14 protein-coding genes are annotated in these 17702 nt (G+C 71.8%); 8 read left to right on the top strand and 6 right to left on the bottom strand.

What is annotated here, in order from left to right:
• The 4 genes from PSU4_RS28275 to PSU4_RS28260 form a co-directional block, all read right to left on the bottom strand.
• On the bottom strand, positions 1-258 hold a 258-nt coding region (locus tag PSU4_RS28275; RefSeq protein ID WP_186817232.1), incomplete at its 3' end, for a cbb3-type cytochrome c oxidase subunit I.
• Between the two features lie 198 nt (positions 259-456).
• The gene (locus PSU4_RS28270; protein ID WP_147115158.1) at positions 457-1266 is read right to left on the bottom strand and encodes a PIG-L family deacetylase; all 810 of its coding nucleotides are present in this window, start codon (positions 1264-1266) and stop codon (positions 457-459) included.
• Between the two features lie 121 nt (positions 1267-1387).
• On the bottom strand, positions 1388-3295 hold the full coding sequence (locus PSU4_RS31630) for an AAA family ATPase (protein ID WP_186817231.1): 1908 nt from the start codon (positions 3293-3295) through the stop codon (positions 1388-1390).
• Between the two features lie 113 nt (positions 3296-3408).
• Positions 3409-4530, bottom strand: coding sequence for an NDMA-dependent alcohol dehydrogenase (locus PSU4_RS28260; RefSeq protein WP_147115155.1), 1122 nt, complete (start codon positions 4528-4530; stop codon positions 3409-3411).
• Between the two features lie 232 nt (positions 4531-4762).
• Between PSU4_RS28260 and PSU4_RS28255 the strand changes: the two genes are divergently transcribed.
• The 6 genes from PSU4_RS28255 (at position 4763) to PSU4_RS28230 (ending at position 13021) form a co-directional block, all read left to right on the top strand.
• Positions 4763-6364: a benzoate-CoA ligase family protein gene (locus tag PSU4_RS28255; protein WP_147115152.1), complete on the top strand. Its 1602-nt coding sequence runs from the start codon at positions 4763-4765 to the stop codon at positions 6362-6364.
• Between the two features lie 93 nt (positions 6365-6457).
• Positions 6458-8194 (top strand): 2,3-epoxybenzoyl-CoA dihydrolase, encoded by a 1737-nt coding sequence (gene boxC, locus PSU4_RS28250; RefSeq protein WP_147115161.1) that lies wholly within the window; start codon positions 6458-6460, stop codon positions 8192-8194.
• 6 nt (positions 8195-8200) lie between these two features.
• Entirely contained in the window at positions 8201-9613 is a 1413-nt protein-coding gene (gene boxB / locus PSU4_RS28245; RefSeq protein WP_147115149.1) for a benzoyl-CoA 2,3-epoxidase subunit BoxB, read from the top strand.
• Between the two features lie 165 nt (positions 9614-9778).
• A complete protein-coding gene (locus PSU4_RS28240; RefSeq protein ID WP_147115146.1) occupies positions 9779-10789 on the top strand; it encodes a Nit6803 family nitrilase in 1011 nt (336 codons plus the stop codon).
• A 282-nt stretch (positions 10790-11071) separates the two neighbouring features.
• On the top strand, positions 11072-11773 hold the full coding sequence (locus tag PSU4_RS28235; RefSeq protein WP_147115143.1) for a ThuA domain-containing protein: 702 nt from the start codon (positions 11072-11074) through the stop codon (positions 11771-11773).
• Between the two features lie 6 nt (positions 11774-11779).
• On the top strand, positions 11780-13021 hold the full coding sequence (locus PSU4_RS28230; protein ID WP_147115140.1) for an MFS transporter: 1242 nt from the start codon (positions 11780-11782) through the stop codon (positions 13019-13021).
• A 127-nt stretch (positions 13022-13148) separates the two neighbouring features.
• Here PSU4_RS28230 and PSU4_RS28225 read toward each other — a convergent pair whose 3' ends face one another.
• Together PSU4_RS28225 and PSU4_RS28220 are read right to left on the bottom strand one after the other, a co-directional pair.
• Positions 13149-14042 (bottom strand): TrmB family transcriptional regulator, encoded by an 894-nt coding sequence (locus PSU4_RS28225; protein ID WP_246115401.1) that lies wholly within the window; start codon positions 14040-14042, stop codon positions 13149-13151.
• 68 nt (positions 14043-14110) lie between these two features.
• Positions 14111-14887: an SDR family NAD(P)-dependent oxidoreductase gene (locus PSU4_RS28220; RefSeq protein ID WP_147115133.1), complete on the bottom strand. Its 777-nt coding sequence runs from the start codon at positions 14885-14887 to the stop codon at positions 14111-14113.
• 293 nt (positions 14888-15180) lie between these two features.
• On the opposite strand from PSU4_RS28220, the gene PSU4_RS28215 reads away from it, so the two are divergent.
• Positions 15181-16542, top strand: a complete 1362-nt coding sequence (locus tag PSU4_RS28215) for a metal-dependent hydrolase family protein (RefSeq protein ID WP_147115130.1) — start codon at positions 15181-15183, stop codon at positions 16540-16542.
• Positions 16535-17533, top strand: coding sequence for an amidohydrolase family protein (locus PSU4_RS28210; RefSeq protein WP_147115127.1), 999 nt, complete (start codon positions 16535-16537; stop codon positions 17531-17533). The genes PSU4_RS28215 and PSU4_RS28210 overlap by 8 nt, the downstream gene beginning before the upstream one ends.
• Positions 17534-17702: the final 169 nt, after the last annotated feature.

Raw genomic sequence — 17702 nt, 5'->3', positions numbered from 1 at the left:
GATCGTGCCGTGCATCGTGAACAGCTGGTTGTACTGCTCCGGGGACAGGAACTGCATCCCCGGCACGGCCAGCTCGGCGCGCATCAGCAGCGCCATCGCACCGCCGGCCAGGAAGAACCCGAACGACGTGACCATGTACAGGATCGCGATGTCCTTGGGGTCCGTCGTCCGCATCATCTTGAGCAGCGTGGATCCCTTGACCGACCGACGCGCCGGGTACGGGCGCGAGGTGATCGGCTTGGGCGCGACGGCTGTCACTGGTGCCTCCTGCACTGGCCTGTGGTGGGCAGGCCCGGACTCTATATCGCGCGGATCGGCCCTCCGGCCCCCGGGTGAGGGCCCGGGGCGGGCGACCGCGCCGCGGGGCTCATTGTGCTCTACGGGAGGTAGAACGACCACCGCGGGCCGCGTCACACTCGCCGGGCGGGCGAGCGGCACCGGTCCGGGCGGGACCGCTCAGCGCAGTGGCGTGAACAGGTCGACGAAGAGGTCGGGTGCCGACGCCGGGTTGGGCGGCGGGTCGACGATGTAGAACTCCGTGCCCATGCCCATGGCGAACATGGGCTCGGGCATGCTCAGCATGAAGTGGTCGGGCCCCATCTGGCTGGCGTGCGCGCGCATGGACGAGCGCTTCTTGTCGACGTAGTCGACCGCGTCGACGCGGTGGGTGATCTCCGCCTCGGGCTTGCCGAAGTTCGGGGCCTCCAGGTCGGGCGGCTCCCACCCGTCGGGCAGGCCGCCTTCCTTGGCCAGGCCGGTCATGCCGCGGACCATCCAGTCGCGGTTGATCGTGCCCTGCGCCACGACGGGGACCGCGGCGAGTTCGGCGGCGCGCCTGCCGACGCGGTGGACCTGGATGTGGTCGGGGTGGCCGTAGCCGCCGTTGTCGTCGTAGACGGTGAGGACGTCGGGCTCCTCCTCGTCGAGGATCAGCGCGAGCCGCTTGGCGGCGTGCTCGACCTTGGCCTGCCAGAAGCAGTAGGGCGCGTCGTTGGTGGGCTCGCCCATCATCCCGGAGTCGACGTAGCCGAGGAACTCGACGCGGGCGGCACCGATGATCTTCGCGGACTCGAAGCACTCCGCGGAGCGGCGCACGGGCAGCTGCTCGCCGGGGGCGAGCACGCCGGGCACGGGCTCGCCGAGCTCGCCGCGGGTGGCGAACACGAGCACGACACGGTGCCCCTCGGCGACGGCGCGCGCGAGCGTGCCCGCGGACCCGATCGACTCGTCGTCGGGATGGGCATGGAAGCTGACGATCGTCCCCACGTCGCGACCCTATCGGGGTGCTGCTCCGGCCGAGCGAACGAACGGCACAGTGGCGCAATTGAATTGCGCGACTGTGCCGTTCGTTCGGGCTCGCCGGGGCCGCACAACCCCCTCACCGGCTCTACCCCAGGACGCGCGTCAGAGCCGGGCCGATCTCCTTCAGCCGCCGGACCGTCCGGGCGGTGCCACCGCCCTTCGCCGCCAGGGCCGCGGCGGCGACCTCGGCGTCGCGGCCGTCCTCCCCCGGCCCGAGGGGGACGAGGACGTGCAGCCGGTCGATCCCGGCGAGCGCGGCCGTCGGGTCGTCGCCCGCGGTGTGCAGGCAGTCCGACAGCAGGACGACCATCCGTTCCTCCGCGACGGCCCCGGCGAGGCCGAGCGACGCCGCGCGCAGCGCCGCGGCGAGGTCGGTGGTGCCGTGCCCGCGCAGGGCGACGAGCTCGCCGACGAGCTGGTCGGGCGGTTTGCGGACGCCCTGCGCCTGCAGGGTGCGGACGTCGGCACCGAAGGCGAGCACGCCCGGTTCCAGCCGCGACCCGCCCTCCTCCGAGGCGAGGACGACCCCGGCCGCGGCGACGGCGGCCAGCGCGACCGCGAGCCCCTGCATCGACCCGCTGATGTCGACGACGAGGCAGATCGCGCGCCGGTGCGCCGTCCAGTCGCGGGTGACGAGCTCGTCGGCGGCGGGGCGCCGGGAGATGCCGGGCTGCCAGCCGTCGAGGGTGCGGTCGAGGTCGAGGTCGCCCGACCCGCCGCGCACCGGCGCGATGCGGCGGGTGCCGCGCGCCTTGGCCGGGCCGACCTTGCCGAGCTGGATGAACACCCGCCCGGCGAGGCGGCGTGCGGCGGCTCGCAGCTGCCCGTCGGTGGCGACGGCGAGGTCGGCGAGCAGGGCGGCCGCGGCCTCGGGGTCCTCGGCGAGCGCCTGGTCGAAGGCCTCCTCGTCGAGCTCGCCGAGCTCCGGGGAGATGTCGTCGAACATCTCGTGGCGCGCGCCGAGCTCCTGGCGGCCCAGCGTGCGCTGCCCGCGGTTGCGGTGCGGAGGTTCCTTGCTGCGGCCCGCCGCGGGGGGCGGCGGGCCCTCAGCTTTTCCCGGCTCACCGCCCTGCGGGTCGTCGGCGGAGCGGTCCGGTGGCCGGGACTCGTTCTCGGGCCAGAACCGTTCGAGCAGCTCGTCGATGACGGACTCGGGGGTGCGGTCGACGCCGTCGGCGATGCGGACGCGTCCGGACAGGGCGGCGTGCGCGGCGTCGCGGGCGGTCTCGCGGGCCATGACGGCCTCGCCGCGCATCTCGGTGAGCCCGGTGAGGACGAGGGAGAGGTCGATCGCGCCGCGCACCGAGGAGCCCATCCGCAGGTCGCGGTGCTCGCGGGTGGCGCGGGTGAGCGTCACCGACAGGTCGGTGACCCAGCCCCGCACCCCGCTGACCGACGACGTGATGGCGCGTTCGGCGTGCTCGTCCTGGTAGCCGAGGACGACGCGGCACATGCGGTCGGCGATGGCCTGGCTGACGCGCGCGGTGCCGATGGCGTCGAACGGGTTCATGGCGGCGATGAGCCGGAAGCCGGGCCCGGCGCGGACGGTGCCGAGTCGCGGGACGGCGATCTCGCCCTCGGTGAGGACGGTGATGAGGACGTTGAGGGTCTCCTCGGGGACGCGGTTGAGCTCCTCGAGGTAGAGCAGCCCGCCGCCGGCGCGGTCGTCCGGGTCGGGGCCGCCGCGCATCGCGGTGAGCAGGGGGCCGTCGACGAAGCTCGCGGGGAGGTAGCCCTCGGCGAGCACCTGCGACGGGTCGAAGGCGCCGACGAGGCGCGCGGGTGTCAGTTCGGCGTTGCCCTCGACGAAGACGACGTGGCGGCCGGCTTCGCGGGCGATGGAGCGCAGCAGCGTCGACTTGCCGGTGCCGGGCGGTCCCTCGATGACGACGTGGCGGCCGGTCGCGAGGGCGACGGTGAGGACCTCCCGCTCGCGCTGCAGCCCGACGACGGGCGTGGGGGTGCGGGAGTCGGGCGGGGTGAGGGTGGTCACGTGCGGGGTTACCTCCGGCGGCGCGGCCACCCGGAGCCCCGGTGAGGGGCCCGGATGGCCGCGCGTGGTGGAACTGACGTCGGAACGGGCCCTGCCCGTTCGGACAGGGTCGGTCAGGCGGCGGGGTCGTGGATGATCACGCCGCGGACGTTCGTGCCGTTGATCAGGTCCTCGTAGCCCTGGTTGATCTGGTCGAGCGAATAGGTGTTGGTGATCAGCTCGTCGAGCTTGAGCTGGCCCGACTGGTACATGTCGACCAGGCGCGGGATGTCCTTGAACGGGTCGCCGGAGCCGAACAGCGAGCCCTGGATGCGCTTCTCGAACAGCGTGAGCAGGGCGCCGGGGATCTCGATGGTGTTCTTGGTCGGGTCGGCCAGACCGGTGACGACGACCGTGCCGCCCTTGCGGATCGCGTTGAACGCGTTGGTGGTGACCTCGGTGTCGACCACGCCGACGGTGACGATCGCCTTGTCGGCGCCGACGCCGTTGGTGAGCTGCTGGATCAGCTCGTGGGCCTCCTCCGCGGTGGCCGCGGAGTGGGTGGCGCCGACCTTCTCGGCCATCTCGCGCTTGTTGGCCAGCGGGTCGATGGCGACGACGTTGGCCGCGCCGGCGAGCGCCGCGCCCTGGACGGCGTTGACGCCGATGCCGCCGACGCCGTAGATCGCGATCGTGTCGCCGACCTGGGTCTGCGCTGCGTGGGTCGCCGAGCCGAACCCGGTGGGCACACCGCAGCCGATCAGCACGGCCTTGTCGAGCGGAACGTCCTCGGCGACCTTGATCGCCGAGTACTCGGAGATCGTGGCGCGCTCGGCGAACGTGCCGATCATGCACATCCCGCCGAGGTCCTCGCCCTTGGAGTCGTGGAACCGGTAGGTCCCGTCGGGGAGGACGCCGTCGAGGATGGTGGCGCCGGTGTCGCAGAGGTTCGTCATGCCGGAGGCGCAGAACCGGCAGTGCCCGCAGACGGGCAGGAACGAACAGATGACGTGGTCACCGGGCTTGAGGCGGGTGACACCGGGGCCGACCTCCTCGATGATCCCGGCGCCCTCGTGGCCGCCGACGATCGGGAACCGCGGCACGATGTCGCCGTGGCGGAGGTGCTCGTCGGAGTGGCAGAGGCCCGCCGCGACGTACTTGATCAGGACCTCGCCCTCCTTGGGCGGGTCGAGGGTGAGCTCCTCGATCTCGAACGGCTGACCGACACCGCGAAGCACTGCGGCCTTGGTCTTCATTGACCCTCCTGGCGTGGTTGTCCGGAGTACCGGTGGGGGGCGACGATGCGGCGGTGCGCACGGTCACATTCACCGGCGTGCATGGCACTGCCTAACAGCTTGGCCGGACGTTGGGAAGATCGCTCGGCGAGCGCCGGGACCGGGTCCTGACCCCGAAGTTCTTCTACGAAACGTTGACGACACGTCGCCCACCAGTAGAGTTCCAATTCCCGAACCGGCACAGGAGCCGTCGATGACAGAACTCTTCAATGCCGCCGAGTACCTGACCGACAGGCGAGTGCTCGCCGGCGACGGTGATCGGGTCGCGGTCCACCACCCGCGCGGCACCCTCACCTACACCGAGCTCGCCGAGGAGGTTCGTCGCGTCGCGGCCGGGCTCGTCGGCATCGGGGTGCGCCCCGAGGAACGCGTCCTGCTCTGCATGACCGACGACGTCGAGCTGTTCACCGCGATCCTGGCGACGATGTACGTCGGCGCGGTCGCGGTCCCGTCGTCGACGATGCTGACCGGGCCGGAGCTGGGCGTGCTCGTCGCCGACTCGCGGGCCCGGGTCCTGCTGGGCAGCACCGAGTTCGCCGGCGCGGTGCACGCCGCGGCGGCGGGCGCGCCGGACCTGCGCCACGTCGTCCTCACCGGCGACACCGGCCCCGACCCGGCCGCACTCGGCCCGAACGTCACGCCGCTGACCTGGCAGGACCTGCTCGACGCCGGCCTCGGTGCACCGGTCGGCGCTCCGTACCCGACATGGGACGAGTCGCCCGCGCTGTGGCTCTACACCTCGGGGACGACGGGCAAGCCCAAGGGCGCCATGCACCGCCACCACGACATCCGGGTCGTCGCCGAGACCTACGGGCAGCAGGTGCTGGGCATCGAGCGCGACGACGTGTGCCTGTCCGTCGCGAAGCTGTTCTTCGCCTACGGCATCGGCAACAGCATGTTCTTCCCGCTGTCGGTGGGCGCGTCGGTGGTGCTGGAGCCGCAGCGCCCCTCCCCCGCGCTGTTCTCCCGGCGTGTCCGTGACCACGGGGTCACCCTGTTCTTCGCGGTCCCGTCGTTCTGGGGTCCGTTGATCGCCGCCGACGACGAGACCGTCGACCCGGCGTCGTTCGCGACGGTGCGTCGCGGCGCGTCGGCGGGCGAGGCGTTGCCGCCGCGGATGTTCCGCGGGGTGCGCGACCGGTTCGGCTTCGAGGTCCTCGACGGCATCGGCTCCACCGAGGCGCTGCACATCTTCATCTCCAACGTGCCCGAGAGGGTGGTCCCCGGCAGCTCCGGCTATCCGGTGCCGGGGTACCGCGTAGAGCTGCGCCGGGCCGACGGCACGATCGTCGACGGCTCCGGCGAGTCGGGGATGCTCTACGTCGCCGGGGAGTCGTTGTGCACCGGCTACTGGTGCCGCACGGAGGTCAACCGCGCGGTGTTCCACGGCGAGTGGATGCGCACCGGCGACCAGTACGTCCGCAACGACGACGGCAGCTACACGTGTCTGGGCCGCACCGACGACGTGCTCAAGGTCGGCGGCATCTGGGTCAGCCCGGCCGAGGTCGAGTCGCGCATCCTCGAGCACCCCGCGGTGGCGGAGGCGGTCGTCGTGGGCGTGCCCGACGAGGACGGACTGGACAAGCCGATCGCCTACGTCGTCGCGCGGCCGGGTGCGGCCGTCGACCCGGACGAGCTCGTCGAGTTCTGCCGGGCGGGGCTGGCGGCGTTCAAGCGGCCGCGGGCCGTGATCGCCGTCGACGAGCTGCCGAAGACGGCCACCGGGAAGGTGCAGCGGTACCGGCTTCGGGAGCGGGCGGCGGCCCCTTCGCGAAGCAACGTTCTACAGAACTAGCGCGTTGCGTTCTCACGTTGTAGAGTTTTAGGCATCCCACCGCGCCGTCCACCGCGCCCGTGCGCAGGAGGCCCACCGATGACCACCACCTCGATGTCCACCACAGAGGCCGAACCGGCAACCGCCGCGGCGGCCCCGGACACCGCCGAGACCCCGGCCGTCTCCTTCGACACCTCGCCGGAGCAGTACCGGCACTGGGTGCTCGACCTGTCACAGGCCGCCGACACCGGCGTCGCCTGGCTGCGCCTCGACATCGCCGAGGACGGCGGCATCGTCCCCGGCTACGAGCTGAAGATGAACTCCTACGACCTCGGCGTCGACATCGAGCTCTACGACGCCACGCAGCGGCTGCGGTTCGAGCATCCCGAGGTCCGCGCCGTCGTGGTGACCAGCGCGAAGGACCGCAACTTCTGCGCGGGCGCCAACATCCGGATGCTCGCGCAGTCCAGCCACCCGTGGAAGGTGAACTTCTGCAAGTTCACCAACGAGACCCGCAACGGCATCGAGGACGCGACGGCCAACTCCGGCCAGACCTGGATCGCCGCGGTCAACGGCACCGCCGCCGGTGGCGGCTACGAGCTGGCACTGGCGTGCGAGCAGATCCTGCTGATCGACGACAACTCCTCCGCGGTGTCGCTGCCCGAGGTCCCGCTGCTGGGCGTGCTGCCCGGCACCGGCGGGCTCACCCGGGTCACCGACAAGCGCCGCGTCCGCAAGGACCGCGCCGACGTGTTCGCCACCCGCCCCGAGGGCGTGCGCGGCAAACAGGCCGTCGAGTGGAAGTTCGTCGACGAGACGATCCCCAAGCGCTCCTGGGACGAGACGGTCACCGCCCGCGCCGCGTCGGCCGCGGCGCAGTCCTCGCGACCCGCCGACGCCACCGGCATCGCGCTGCCGCCGCTGCAGCGCGACGAGACCGCCGACGGCATCCGCTACCGGTACGTCTCGGCCGACTTCGACCGCGAACGCGGGCTCGTCGAGATCACCGTCCTCGGCCCCGACGGCGGCGTCCCCGAGAGCCTCGCGCGCGTCCACGAGCTGGGGGCCGACTTCTGGCCGCTCGCCATGACCCGCGAGCTCGACGACCTGGTCCTGCGCCTGCGCGCCAACGAGCTCGAGCTCGGCACCTGGGTCCTGCGCACCCGCGGCGACGTCGAGGACGCCCTCGCGATGGAACGCGTGATCGCCGAGCACTCCCGCGACGACTGGCTCGTCAACGAGGTGCGGCACTACTTCAAGCGCGTCCTCAAGCGCCTCGACGTCACGTCGCGCAGCCTCATCGCGCTGATCGAGCCGGGCTCCTGCTTCGCCGGTGCACTGCTGGAGCTGGCACTGGCCTGCGACCGGCAGTACATGCTCGACGGGACCCTCGACGAGGAGGGTTCCGAGCAGGGCGACGAAGCCCAGATCATGCTGTCCGACTCCAACTTCGGGGCCTTCCCGATGAGCAACGGCCTCACCCGCCTCGCGTCGCGCTTCTACGGCGACGACGAGCACGTCGAGGCCCTGCGCGGCGAGGTCGGGCGGCGCATCGAGGCCCGCGAGGCCCTCGACCTGGGGCTGGTCACCGACGCCCCCGACGACATCGACTGGGACGACGAGATCCGGATCATGCTGGAGGAGCGGGCGTCGCTGTCACCCGACGCGCTCACCGGCATGGAGGCCAACCACCGGTTCGTCGGCCCCGAGACCATGGAGTCGCGGATCTTCTCCCGGCTCACGGCGTGGCAGAACTGGATCTTCGTGCGCCCCAACGCGTCCGGGCCCGAAGGCGCTCTCCGCCGATACGGCACCGGACGCAAGGCCGAGTTCGACAGGAAGCGGGTCTGACAAGTCATGTCGATCGACTACTCGGAGAAGATCCCCAACAACGTCGACCTCGCCGGCGACCGCAAGCTGCAGCGCGCGCTGGAGTCGTGGCAGCCCAACTTCCTCAACTGGTGGAAGACCATGGGCCCCGCCGTCCCGACCCAGGACGTCTACCTGCGCACGGCCGTCGACGTCGGCAAGGAGGGGTGGGCGCAGTTCGGCCACGTCGCCATGGAGGAGTACCGCTGGGGCGTGTTCCTCTCCGAACGCGGCGACGACCGGCGCATCGCGTTCGGCGAGCAGAAGGGCGAGCCCGCCTGGCAGCAGGTGCCCGGTGAGTACCGCGCCGACCTGCAGCGGCTCATCGTCATCCAGGGCGACACCGAGCCCGCGTCGGTCGAGCAGCAGCGCCGCCTCGGCGAGACCGCGCCGAGCCTCTACGACCTGCGCAACCTGTTCCAGGTCAACGTCGAGGAGGGCCGCCACCTCTGGGCGATGGTGTACCTGCTGCACGCCTACTTCGGCCGCAACGGCCGCGAGGAGGCCGAGGCGCTGCTGCAGCGCAACTCCGGCGACCTCGACAGCCCGCGCATCCTCGGCGCGTTCAACGAGGAGACCCCGGACTGGCTGTCGTTCTTCATGTTCACCTACTTCACCGACCGCGACGGGAAGTACCAGCTGGGGACGCTGAAGGAGTCGGCGTTCGACCCGCTGTCGCGCACCTGCGAGTTCATGCTCAAGGAGGAGGCGCACCACATGTTCGTCGGCACCACGGGTGTCGACCGCGTGGTGGGCCGCACCGCCGAGCTGATGCGCGAGCACGACAGCGACGACATCGCCCCGCACGGGGGCATCCCGCTCGACGTGATCCAGAAGTACATCAACTTCCACTACTCGGTCTCGCTCGACCTGTTCGGCTCCGAGCGCTCCACCAACGCCGCCAACTACTTCACCGCCGGGCTCAAGGGCCGCTGGCAGGAGGAGCGCCGCAAGGACGACCACCTGCTGACCGACGACGCCGCGCACGTCGACGTCGTGCGCGACGGGGCGCTGACCACCGACGAGGTGCCGGCCCTGCTCGCGCTCAACCACGACCTGCGCAACGAGTACGTCAAGGACTGCCAGTCGGGGCTCAAGCGGTGGAACCGGGTGCTGGAGAAGGCGGGCGTCGACCGCACGCTGACGCTGCCGCACGTCGGGTTCAACCGGCAGGTCGGCGTGTTCGCCGGGCACCACGTCACGCCCGTGGGCGAGCTCGTCGGCGAGGACGCCTGGAACGCGAAGGCCGATCGCTGGCTGCCGTCGGAGGCCGACAAGACCCACGTCCGCTCGCTGATGCGGCCGGTCTACGAACCGGGGAAGATCGCGGGCTGGATCGCGCCGCCGTCCAACGGCATCAACGGCCAGCCCTTCGAGTACGAGTACGTCCACCTGGCCTGATCGTTGTTCCGTCCCGCAGCCCGGTCGCGCTCCGCGACCGGGCTGCGGTCGTTCTGGGCGCAGAAAAGCTGAACGTATGTTCATATGATTTGACTACTGCACTCCCTCCGTCTACGATCCGACACGACGCTTCGCATAGTGAACGGCTCGAGGAAGAGGCAGCACATGGCACGGAAGGTCAGAGTCGCCGCGGTTCAGCTGAACCCCGACCTGGACACGGCGACCGGCACGGTGGACCGCGTCCTCACGGCGATCGCCGACGCGGCGGCGCAGGGCGCAGAGCTCGTCGTCTTCCCCGAGACGGTCGTCCCGTACTACCCGTACTTCTCGTTCGTCCAGCCGCCCATGACGAGCGGCGCCGAGCACATGCGGCTCTACGAGAACGCCGTCGTCGTCCCCGGCCCCGTCACCGACGCCGTCTCCGCCGCCGCGCGCCAACACGGTGTCGTCGTCATGCTTGGCGTCAACGAGCGCGACCACGGCTCGCTCTACTGCACCCAGCTCCTCTGGGACGCCGACGGCTCACTGGTGCTGCACCGCCGCAAGACCGTGCCCACCTTCCACGAGCGCATGATCTGGGGCCGCGGCGACGGTTCCGGGTTCACGGTCGTCGACACCGGCGTCGGCCGGGTCGGCGCCCTGGCCTGCTGGGAGAACTTCAACCCGCTCAACCGCTACGCCCTGCAGGCCCAGCACGAGGAGATCCACCTCGCGCACTTCCCGGGCTCGCTCGTCGGCCAGCTGTTCGCCGACCAGGTCGAGACCCTCATCCGCCACCAGGCCGCCGAGGGCGCGTCCTTCGTCGTCTGCGCCACCGCGTGGCTCACCGAGGACCAGATCGCGACGATCTCCCCCGACGAGGGCCTGCGCCGCGGCCTGCGCGGCGGCTGCATGACCGCGATCATCTCGCCGGAGGGGCAGCACATCGTCGCGCCGATCACCGAGGGCGAGGGCATCCTGGTCGCCGACCTCGACATGTCGCTGATCACCAAGCGCAAGCGGATGTTCGACTCGGTCGGCCACTACTCGCGTCCGGAGCTGGTGTCGCTGCTGCTCGACGACACCCCCACCTCCCCGGTCCACCGCGCCTACCCGACCCCGAAGGCGTCCGCCTACGAGGTCGAGGCCCTCGGGTCCCTCGACGCCGACCCCGCCCCCGAGCCCGTGCCTCTGTGAGTGGCGATAGTCGCTATAGCGACTATCGCCACTCACGAGGCGCGCACGACCGGCCGGCAGCCTCCCGCGGCACCGCACGCCCGACCGGCCCGCGACGACGGCCGCTGGTCGTGAGGCCGGTGCCGCACACTTTTCGTGCGCGCCGCACCGGCTGCACCGTGTGCGGCGCGCACGCAACCCGCGCGACGCGCCCACCCCCACCCTCACGAGGGGTGCCCAGCGGCGGCCCCGACAGTTAGGGTCAGCTAGTCGTCAGAAGCATCACGCCGCTGGAGGTGGGTCGTGCGCGCCGTCGTTCTGTCCGGAGGACTCACCCACGACTTCCCCGCCACGACAGCGGCGCTGTCCGCGCTGCTCGAGGAGGCAGGCCTCGACGTCGAGGTGCACACCGGGACCGACGGCGTCGACTCCGCGCTGACGGCGCTGCCCGGGGCGGCGCTGTTCGTCGTCAACGCGCTGCGCTGGTCGATGACCGGCGAGCAGACACCGGAGCGCTACCGCGACAAGGCGGCGGAGGAGGGCGCGAGCCCGTCCCCGCGGGCCCGCGACGCCCTGGCCGCGCACCTCGCCGCGGGTGGCGGGGTCCTCGGCATGCACACCGCCGGCATCTGCTTCGACGACTGGCCCGGCTGGGGCGACACCCTCGGCGGCGCGTGGGTGTGGGGGTCGTCGTCGCACCCGCCGCTGGGCCCGGACGTCTCGGTCGCGGTGACCGGGGCCCACCCGATCGTCGACGGGCTCGACGACTTCTCGATCGTCGACGAGGTGTACTCCGACCTCGACATGCGCCCCGGCGTCGAACCGTTGCTCGCCGCCCGGCGCCCCGGCGACGACACCGGGCCGGCCCAACCGCTGCTGTGGGCGCGCGAGCACGGGGGCGGCCGGGTCGTCTACGACGCGCTGGGCCACCACGTCCCGTCCTACGAGGTGCCCGAGCACCGCGAGATGGTGCGCCGGGCGATCGGATGGACCACCCGTGGCTGACCGGCCGTGACCGGCGAGCGGGGATCCCGCCGCGGCGGGATCGTCCTGACCGTCGCCACGGTCGCGATCGGGCTCGGCAGCATCCCCGGCTTCCTGTTCGGCTACCTCGGCTCGGTGTTCGAGGACGACCTCGGCATCTCCAAGCCCGCGCTCGGGGTGCTGATCGGGGTCTTCTTCGGCGCGACGGGGCTGGCGTCGACGGTCGGCGGGGCGTGGGCGGAACGGATCGGCGCCCACAAGGCGGTGGGGCTGGACATGCTGGTCGTCGCGGCCGGCCTGCTGCTCGCGGTGCTGGTACCGACCTACCCGTCACTGCTGGTCATGGCCGCCGCCACGGGAGCCGGCTACGCGCTGTCGAACGCGGGCACCAACATGGCGGTCGCGGCGAGCATCGCGCCCGCGCGGCACGGCATCGCGATGGCCGTCCGGACCGCGGGCGTGCCGGCCGTCGGGGCGCTGCAGTCGCTGGTCGGGGTGGCTGCGGCGGCGACGTTCGGCTGGCGGCCCGTCCTCGCCGTCGTCGTGCCGGTGATCGTCGTGGTGGCCGTGCTGTGTTTCTGGCTGCTGCCCGCCGCGCGCAGCTCGGGTGATCCGGCGGCGGCCGTCGTCGAGGCCCACGACCTGGTCGGCGACGGTCCCGGGACGCCACGGCGGGTCCGGCTGCCCGCGGGTTTCCTCTGGTACCCGGTCGCCGCGTTCCTGCTGATCGCGGGGACGCAGCCGATCTACTCGTGGTCGGTGCTCTATCTCGACGAGGTCGGCGGGCTGTCGGTGCCGATGGCGGGGGCGCTGGCGTCGGTCGGGTCGGCGGTCGCGGTCGTCGCCATGATCGTGCTGGCGGGCCGTGCCGACCGGACCGGCGGGGACCGGGTCCGTCCGGTCGTGCTGCTCACCGCCGCGTCGGCGGTCGGGGTCGCGCTGCTGTGGCTGGGCATCCTCGCCGGCCCCGTGTCGATGACGGCCGGGCTCGTCCTCGGCGGGCTGGCCCAGCTGACCGCGATCGGGCTGATGCACGCGGCCGTCGTCGCGACCGCGCCGCACCTGGTGGGGCGCGCCTCCGGCGCCACGATGGCCGGGTACTACCTCGGCGCCCTGCTCAGCGCCCCGTTGTTCGGGCTGTCGGTCGACGCGACGGGCGGCTACGGGCTGGGCTGGGGCGTGAGCGTCGCGCTGACCGCGGCGAGCGTGCTGTGTTTCGTGCGGTGCCGAAGCGTGACCGCACGGGCGCAGGCGGCGCGCACGGGCTGAGCACGCCCGCGGCGTGTAGTCGTCAGAACCTCCACGACGCCGTCGCGAAACCCTGGTGAGCGACCATCGCGCCGCAACCTCACGGTCCTGGGCGGGCGCCGGAACAGCAGTGAGGTTGCGCCCGCTGTCAGTTCTGCCCGCGACGCCCGTTGCGCCGTGGGGGTGCTGTGGTGCCGACCGGCCCACGGGCCAGCAGCGCCGCCGGAATCCCGTGGTCGGCCCGCAGCCGGCGCAGGGCCGGGTCGGACGTCCAGAACGACTCGAAGTCCTCCGGCGAGAACTTCTCCGCGATCAGGTGCATCGCGATGTCGTGACGCACGTACTCCACGGCCACGAGCACGACGGCCGGGTCGTCGGTGTAGACGCCCCACGCGTCGCCGTTCACGACGCCACCGATCACGGCCTGCTCCCGGTCGGCCGCGACGACGAGCAGCCGGCAGCCCAGGTTCTCCAACGCCACCTCCGGCGTGGAGAACCGGTGCGGGATCGTGGTGCCCACCGGGTCGGGGTCGTCACCGAACATGACGACGGACACGTCGACCCCCTCGGCGTCGGCCCGGCGCACGACGGGTTTGAGCGGCTCGATCTCGGCCGGCCACCCGGACAGGAACAGGTCGTCGCGCGCGGCGGCGACGACGTCCTCGGCGCGGGCGAGCAGCGACTCGCGGTCCGACAGGTTGTGCACCAGCCGGACCTGCGGCGGCGACGCCACCTGCGGCAGCGCCTCGCGCAGCGTGTCGATGGAGTGGTCGAAGTCGCGGCGCATCCGGTCGAGCAGGGCCGACGGCGGCAGCGAGATGTAGCCGACGCTCGCCTCGCCCGCCCGGACCTCGTACGCGGCGCCACGCCCGACGAGCTTCGCGAGCGTCTCGTAGACGGTGCTGCGCGGCACGCCGGAGCGCTTCGCGACCTCGTAGCCGTTGAGCGGCGTGCCGGCGGCGACCAGCGCGACGTAGGCCTTGGCCTCGTAACCCGACATCCCGAGGCGCTGCAGCTCCTCGATGACGCTCTGCTGGGACATGCGTCCCATCGTCGCATCCGGGGGTGCCGTGGCGGGACTCCCCCGCCGCCGTTCAGGGCGCGTCGCGGCTACTTCACACCGACCGAGTCGACCGCCTTCGGCCGCGGCAGCGACGCGAGCGCGCCCTTGCTGATGCCACCGTCGACGGCGATGGTCTGCCCGGAGATGTAGGACGCCTTCGCCGAGGCGAGGAAGAGCACGGCGTCGGCGATGTCGTCGGCCGTGCCGAGGCGGCCCTGCGGGACCCGGCTCTCGCGCAGTTTGCGCACCTCCGGGTCGGCGTTGACGGCGTCGGACATCCCGGCGTTGATCAGGCCGGGCGCGATGCAGTTGACGCGCACCCCGGAAGGCGACCACTCGATCGCCATGTGCTCGGTGAGCATGACGATGCCGGCTTTGGACGCGGTGTAGGCGCCGGCGTTGGGGGCCGCGGCGAGCCCGTTGATCGACGCCATGTTGACGATCGCGCCACCGCCGGCCTCGATCATCCGGGCGGCGACCGCCCGGCCGACGAGGAACGTCCCGGTGAGGTTGACCTCGACGGCTGCGCGCCACTCGGCGGCCGGCAGCGTCAGCAGCGGACCGAAGCGGGCGATACCGGCATTGTTGACCAGCAGCGCGGGCGCCACGGGCAGCTCCGCGACGGCCGCCGCCACCGAGGCCTCGTCGGTGACGTCGACGACCGACGCGACGCACGCACCGCCCAGATCGGCCGCCAGGGCTTCGACCCCGGCACGGTTCACGTCCCACGCGGCGACCCGATAGCCCTCCTTGACGGCGTTGCGCGCGATGACGGCACCGATGCCGCTGCCCGCGCCGGTGACCACGGCCCACTCGTTCGTCACGGCCGACCTCCGTCGTCGTTCCCGCCCCCGGATCGACCCCGTCCGGTGTGCGGCGTTGGCTTTCTGACGACGCTAGTGCCGCAACCGGGGTCCGTCTACAGCCGTCGCCACCCTGAGACGTCCTGGACTGGTGCGAATCCGTGGAATTCGCCCAACATGACCGGTCCGGAGGGACTCCCCGCAGGCCCGGAAGCTGTGCGACACTGGCCACAGGGCGGGACTAGTCGTCAGGCTTCTTACGGCGGGTCCACGCCATTCCACCACCCAGCTACGACGACGTTCCGGGAGGCGCCGTGAGCGGCAGCATCCTCATCAGCGGGGGCACGGTCATCGACGGCACGGGCGCCCCAGCCCGCCCGGGCGAGGCGGTGCTGCTCCGCGACGGGCGCATCACCGCGCTCGGCACCCAGGCGGTCGACGACGCGGAGGCCCACGGCGTCGACGAGCGCATCGACGCCACCGGCCGCACCGTCATGCCCGGCCTGATCGACGCGCACACCCACCTCACGTTCGGCGAGCCCACGGGCAACGACGAGCTGTTCAACCACCGCACCGAGGCGTACAGCTCGATGCTGTCGGCCTACAACGCGCGCAAGGTGCTGCGCGCGGGCGTCACGAGCGTGCTCGACGCCGACTGCCTGTGGAACATCGGCTGCGAGCTGCGCGACGCGATCGAGGCCGGGATCGTCGAGGGCCCCCGGATGCGCGCCGGCGGCCAGGCGCTGATGACGATGCTCGGCGGCACCGCCGGGCGCATGATCAAGGACGAGGGGCGCACCGGCTACGCCACCGTCGTCACCGGGCGCGACGTGATGGTCAACGAGATCCGTCGGCAGATCAAGTACGGCGTCGACTGGATCAAGGTCATGGTGACCGGGTTGATCCCGTCGATGAAGGGCCCCGAGGTCAAGGTCTGGAGCTTCGACGAGCTGCGCACCGTCTGCGACACCGCGCACGAGCTCAACACCAAGGTCGTCGCGCACTGCCGCAACTCCGACTCGACCCGCGACGCCGCCCGCGCCGGCGTCGACCTGATCTACCACGCCTCCTACCTCGACGACGAGGCCATCGAGGCCGTCATCGAGGCCGGCTCGGCGATGTGCCCGACGTTCACGCTGCTGGGCAACCTCGCCGACTACGGGGCGAAGGTCGGCACCGCCCCGGAGCTGCTCGACGTGTTCCGCGCCGAGATCGAGGTGACCGCCAAGCAGCTCACCAAGGCCCACGCGGCCGGGGTGAAGTTCCTGACCGGGTCGGAGACGGGCTTCGCCGTCACGCCCGTCGGTGAGTGGCACGCCCGTGAGCTGGAGATGTTCGTCGACTACATGGGCATGTCGCCGATGGAGGCCATCGTCGCCGCGACGCGCAACGGCGCGTTCGCGATGCGCATGGAGGACGACCTCGGCACGCTCGAGCACGGCAAGGTCGCCGACGTCCTGGTGATCGACGGCGACCCGCTGGCCGACGTCCGCATCCTGCAGCAGAAGGACAAGATCGTCGAGGTCGTCAAGGCGGGCAAGCGGATCGACCTCACCACCCCGATTCCCGAACACAAGCAGCGGACGTCGGACCAGGTGCGTTTCCTGGCCGCCTGCCCGCTGACCCGGTCCCTGGCGTTCACCGAGGAGCAGCTGGAGCGGATGTCGCATGTCTGAGAGCACGTCCCCGAAGATCATCGACGTCCACGCGCACGCGGTCCTGGAGCTGACCGAGGGCGCTGCGGGCGCGGCCGGCCCCGAGCTCGGCACCACCGACGACGGCGTGCCGTTCTACCGCGTCGGCGACTACCGGCTGATGGGCGTCAAGTACGCGGGCAGCCCGTTCATGGACGTCGACGTCCGGCTCGCCGCCATGGACGCTGCCGGGATCGACCTGCAGGTGTTGTCCCCCAACCCGATCACGTACTTCAACGACCTCCCCGCCGACGCCGCCACCGACTTCGCGCGCAAGCACAACGACGGGCTCGCGGAGCTCGTCGGCAAGCACAAGGGGCGCCTGCTCGCGACGGCCCAGCTGCCGGTGCAGGACGTCGCCGCCTCGGTGGCCGAGGCCCGTCGTGCGGTGCGCGACCTGGGGATGCCGGGCGTGTACATCGACACCGACCCGGCCGGGCGCACCCTCGACGACCCGTCGCTCGACCCCTTGTACGAGGCCCTGGTCGACCTGAACGTGCCGCTGTTCGTGCACCCGTCCCCGCTGGGCAAGAACGGCCCGGCCGACGACCCGCGCCTGCGCCGTTTCGACCTCGACCTGACGTTCGGCTTCGCCTACGAGGAGACGCTGGCCGTCGCGGCGCTCGTCTTCGGCGGGGTGCTGGAGCGCCACCCGGGTCTCGACGTCTGCATCTCCCACGGCGGCGGCGCCGCAGCCTTCGTCTCGGGCCGGTTCGCCCGTGCCGTCGAGAAGCGGCCGTGGGCGACCAAGGCCCTGCGCGACAACGGGTTCGATCACTACTACAAGCGCATCTGGTTCGACACCCACGTGCACGACGAGGACTCGCTGGAGCTTCTCGTCACGCACGCGGGAACCGAGCGCCTGGTGTTCGGCACCAACTTCGCGGGCTGGGACTCCGGCGCGGGCGAGCACCCCGCCGGCGACCTCGGCCCCACCCTCACCGCCAACGCCGCCCGCCTGCTCCGCCTCTGACCCTGTGAGTGGCGATAGTCGCTGTCGCGACTATCGCCACTCACGACCGCACGGCGTTCCCGCAACCAGGGTCGCCAGGCGAGACAGGCTGCGCCGTCGATCGCTGCGACCTCGGCCGTCAGCAGCCGAGTCGCGCCGCACGACCAGGCCGACCTCCTGCGTGCCGAGG

Origin of the sequence: Pseudonocardia sulfidoxydans NBRC 16205, from assembly GCF_007989085.1 — a bacterium.
In the GTDB taxonomy this organism is placed as follows: domain Bacteria; phylum Actinomycetota; class Actinomycetes; order Mycobacteriales; family Pseudonocardiaceae; genus Pseudonocardia; species Pseudonocardia sulfidoxydans.
The sequence above is the reverse complement of the archived record's forward strand: the minus strand, read 5'-3'. Positions and strand labels throughout refer to the sequence as shown.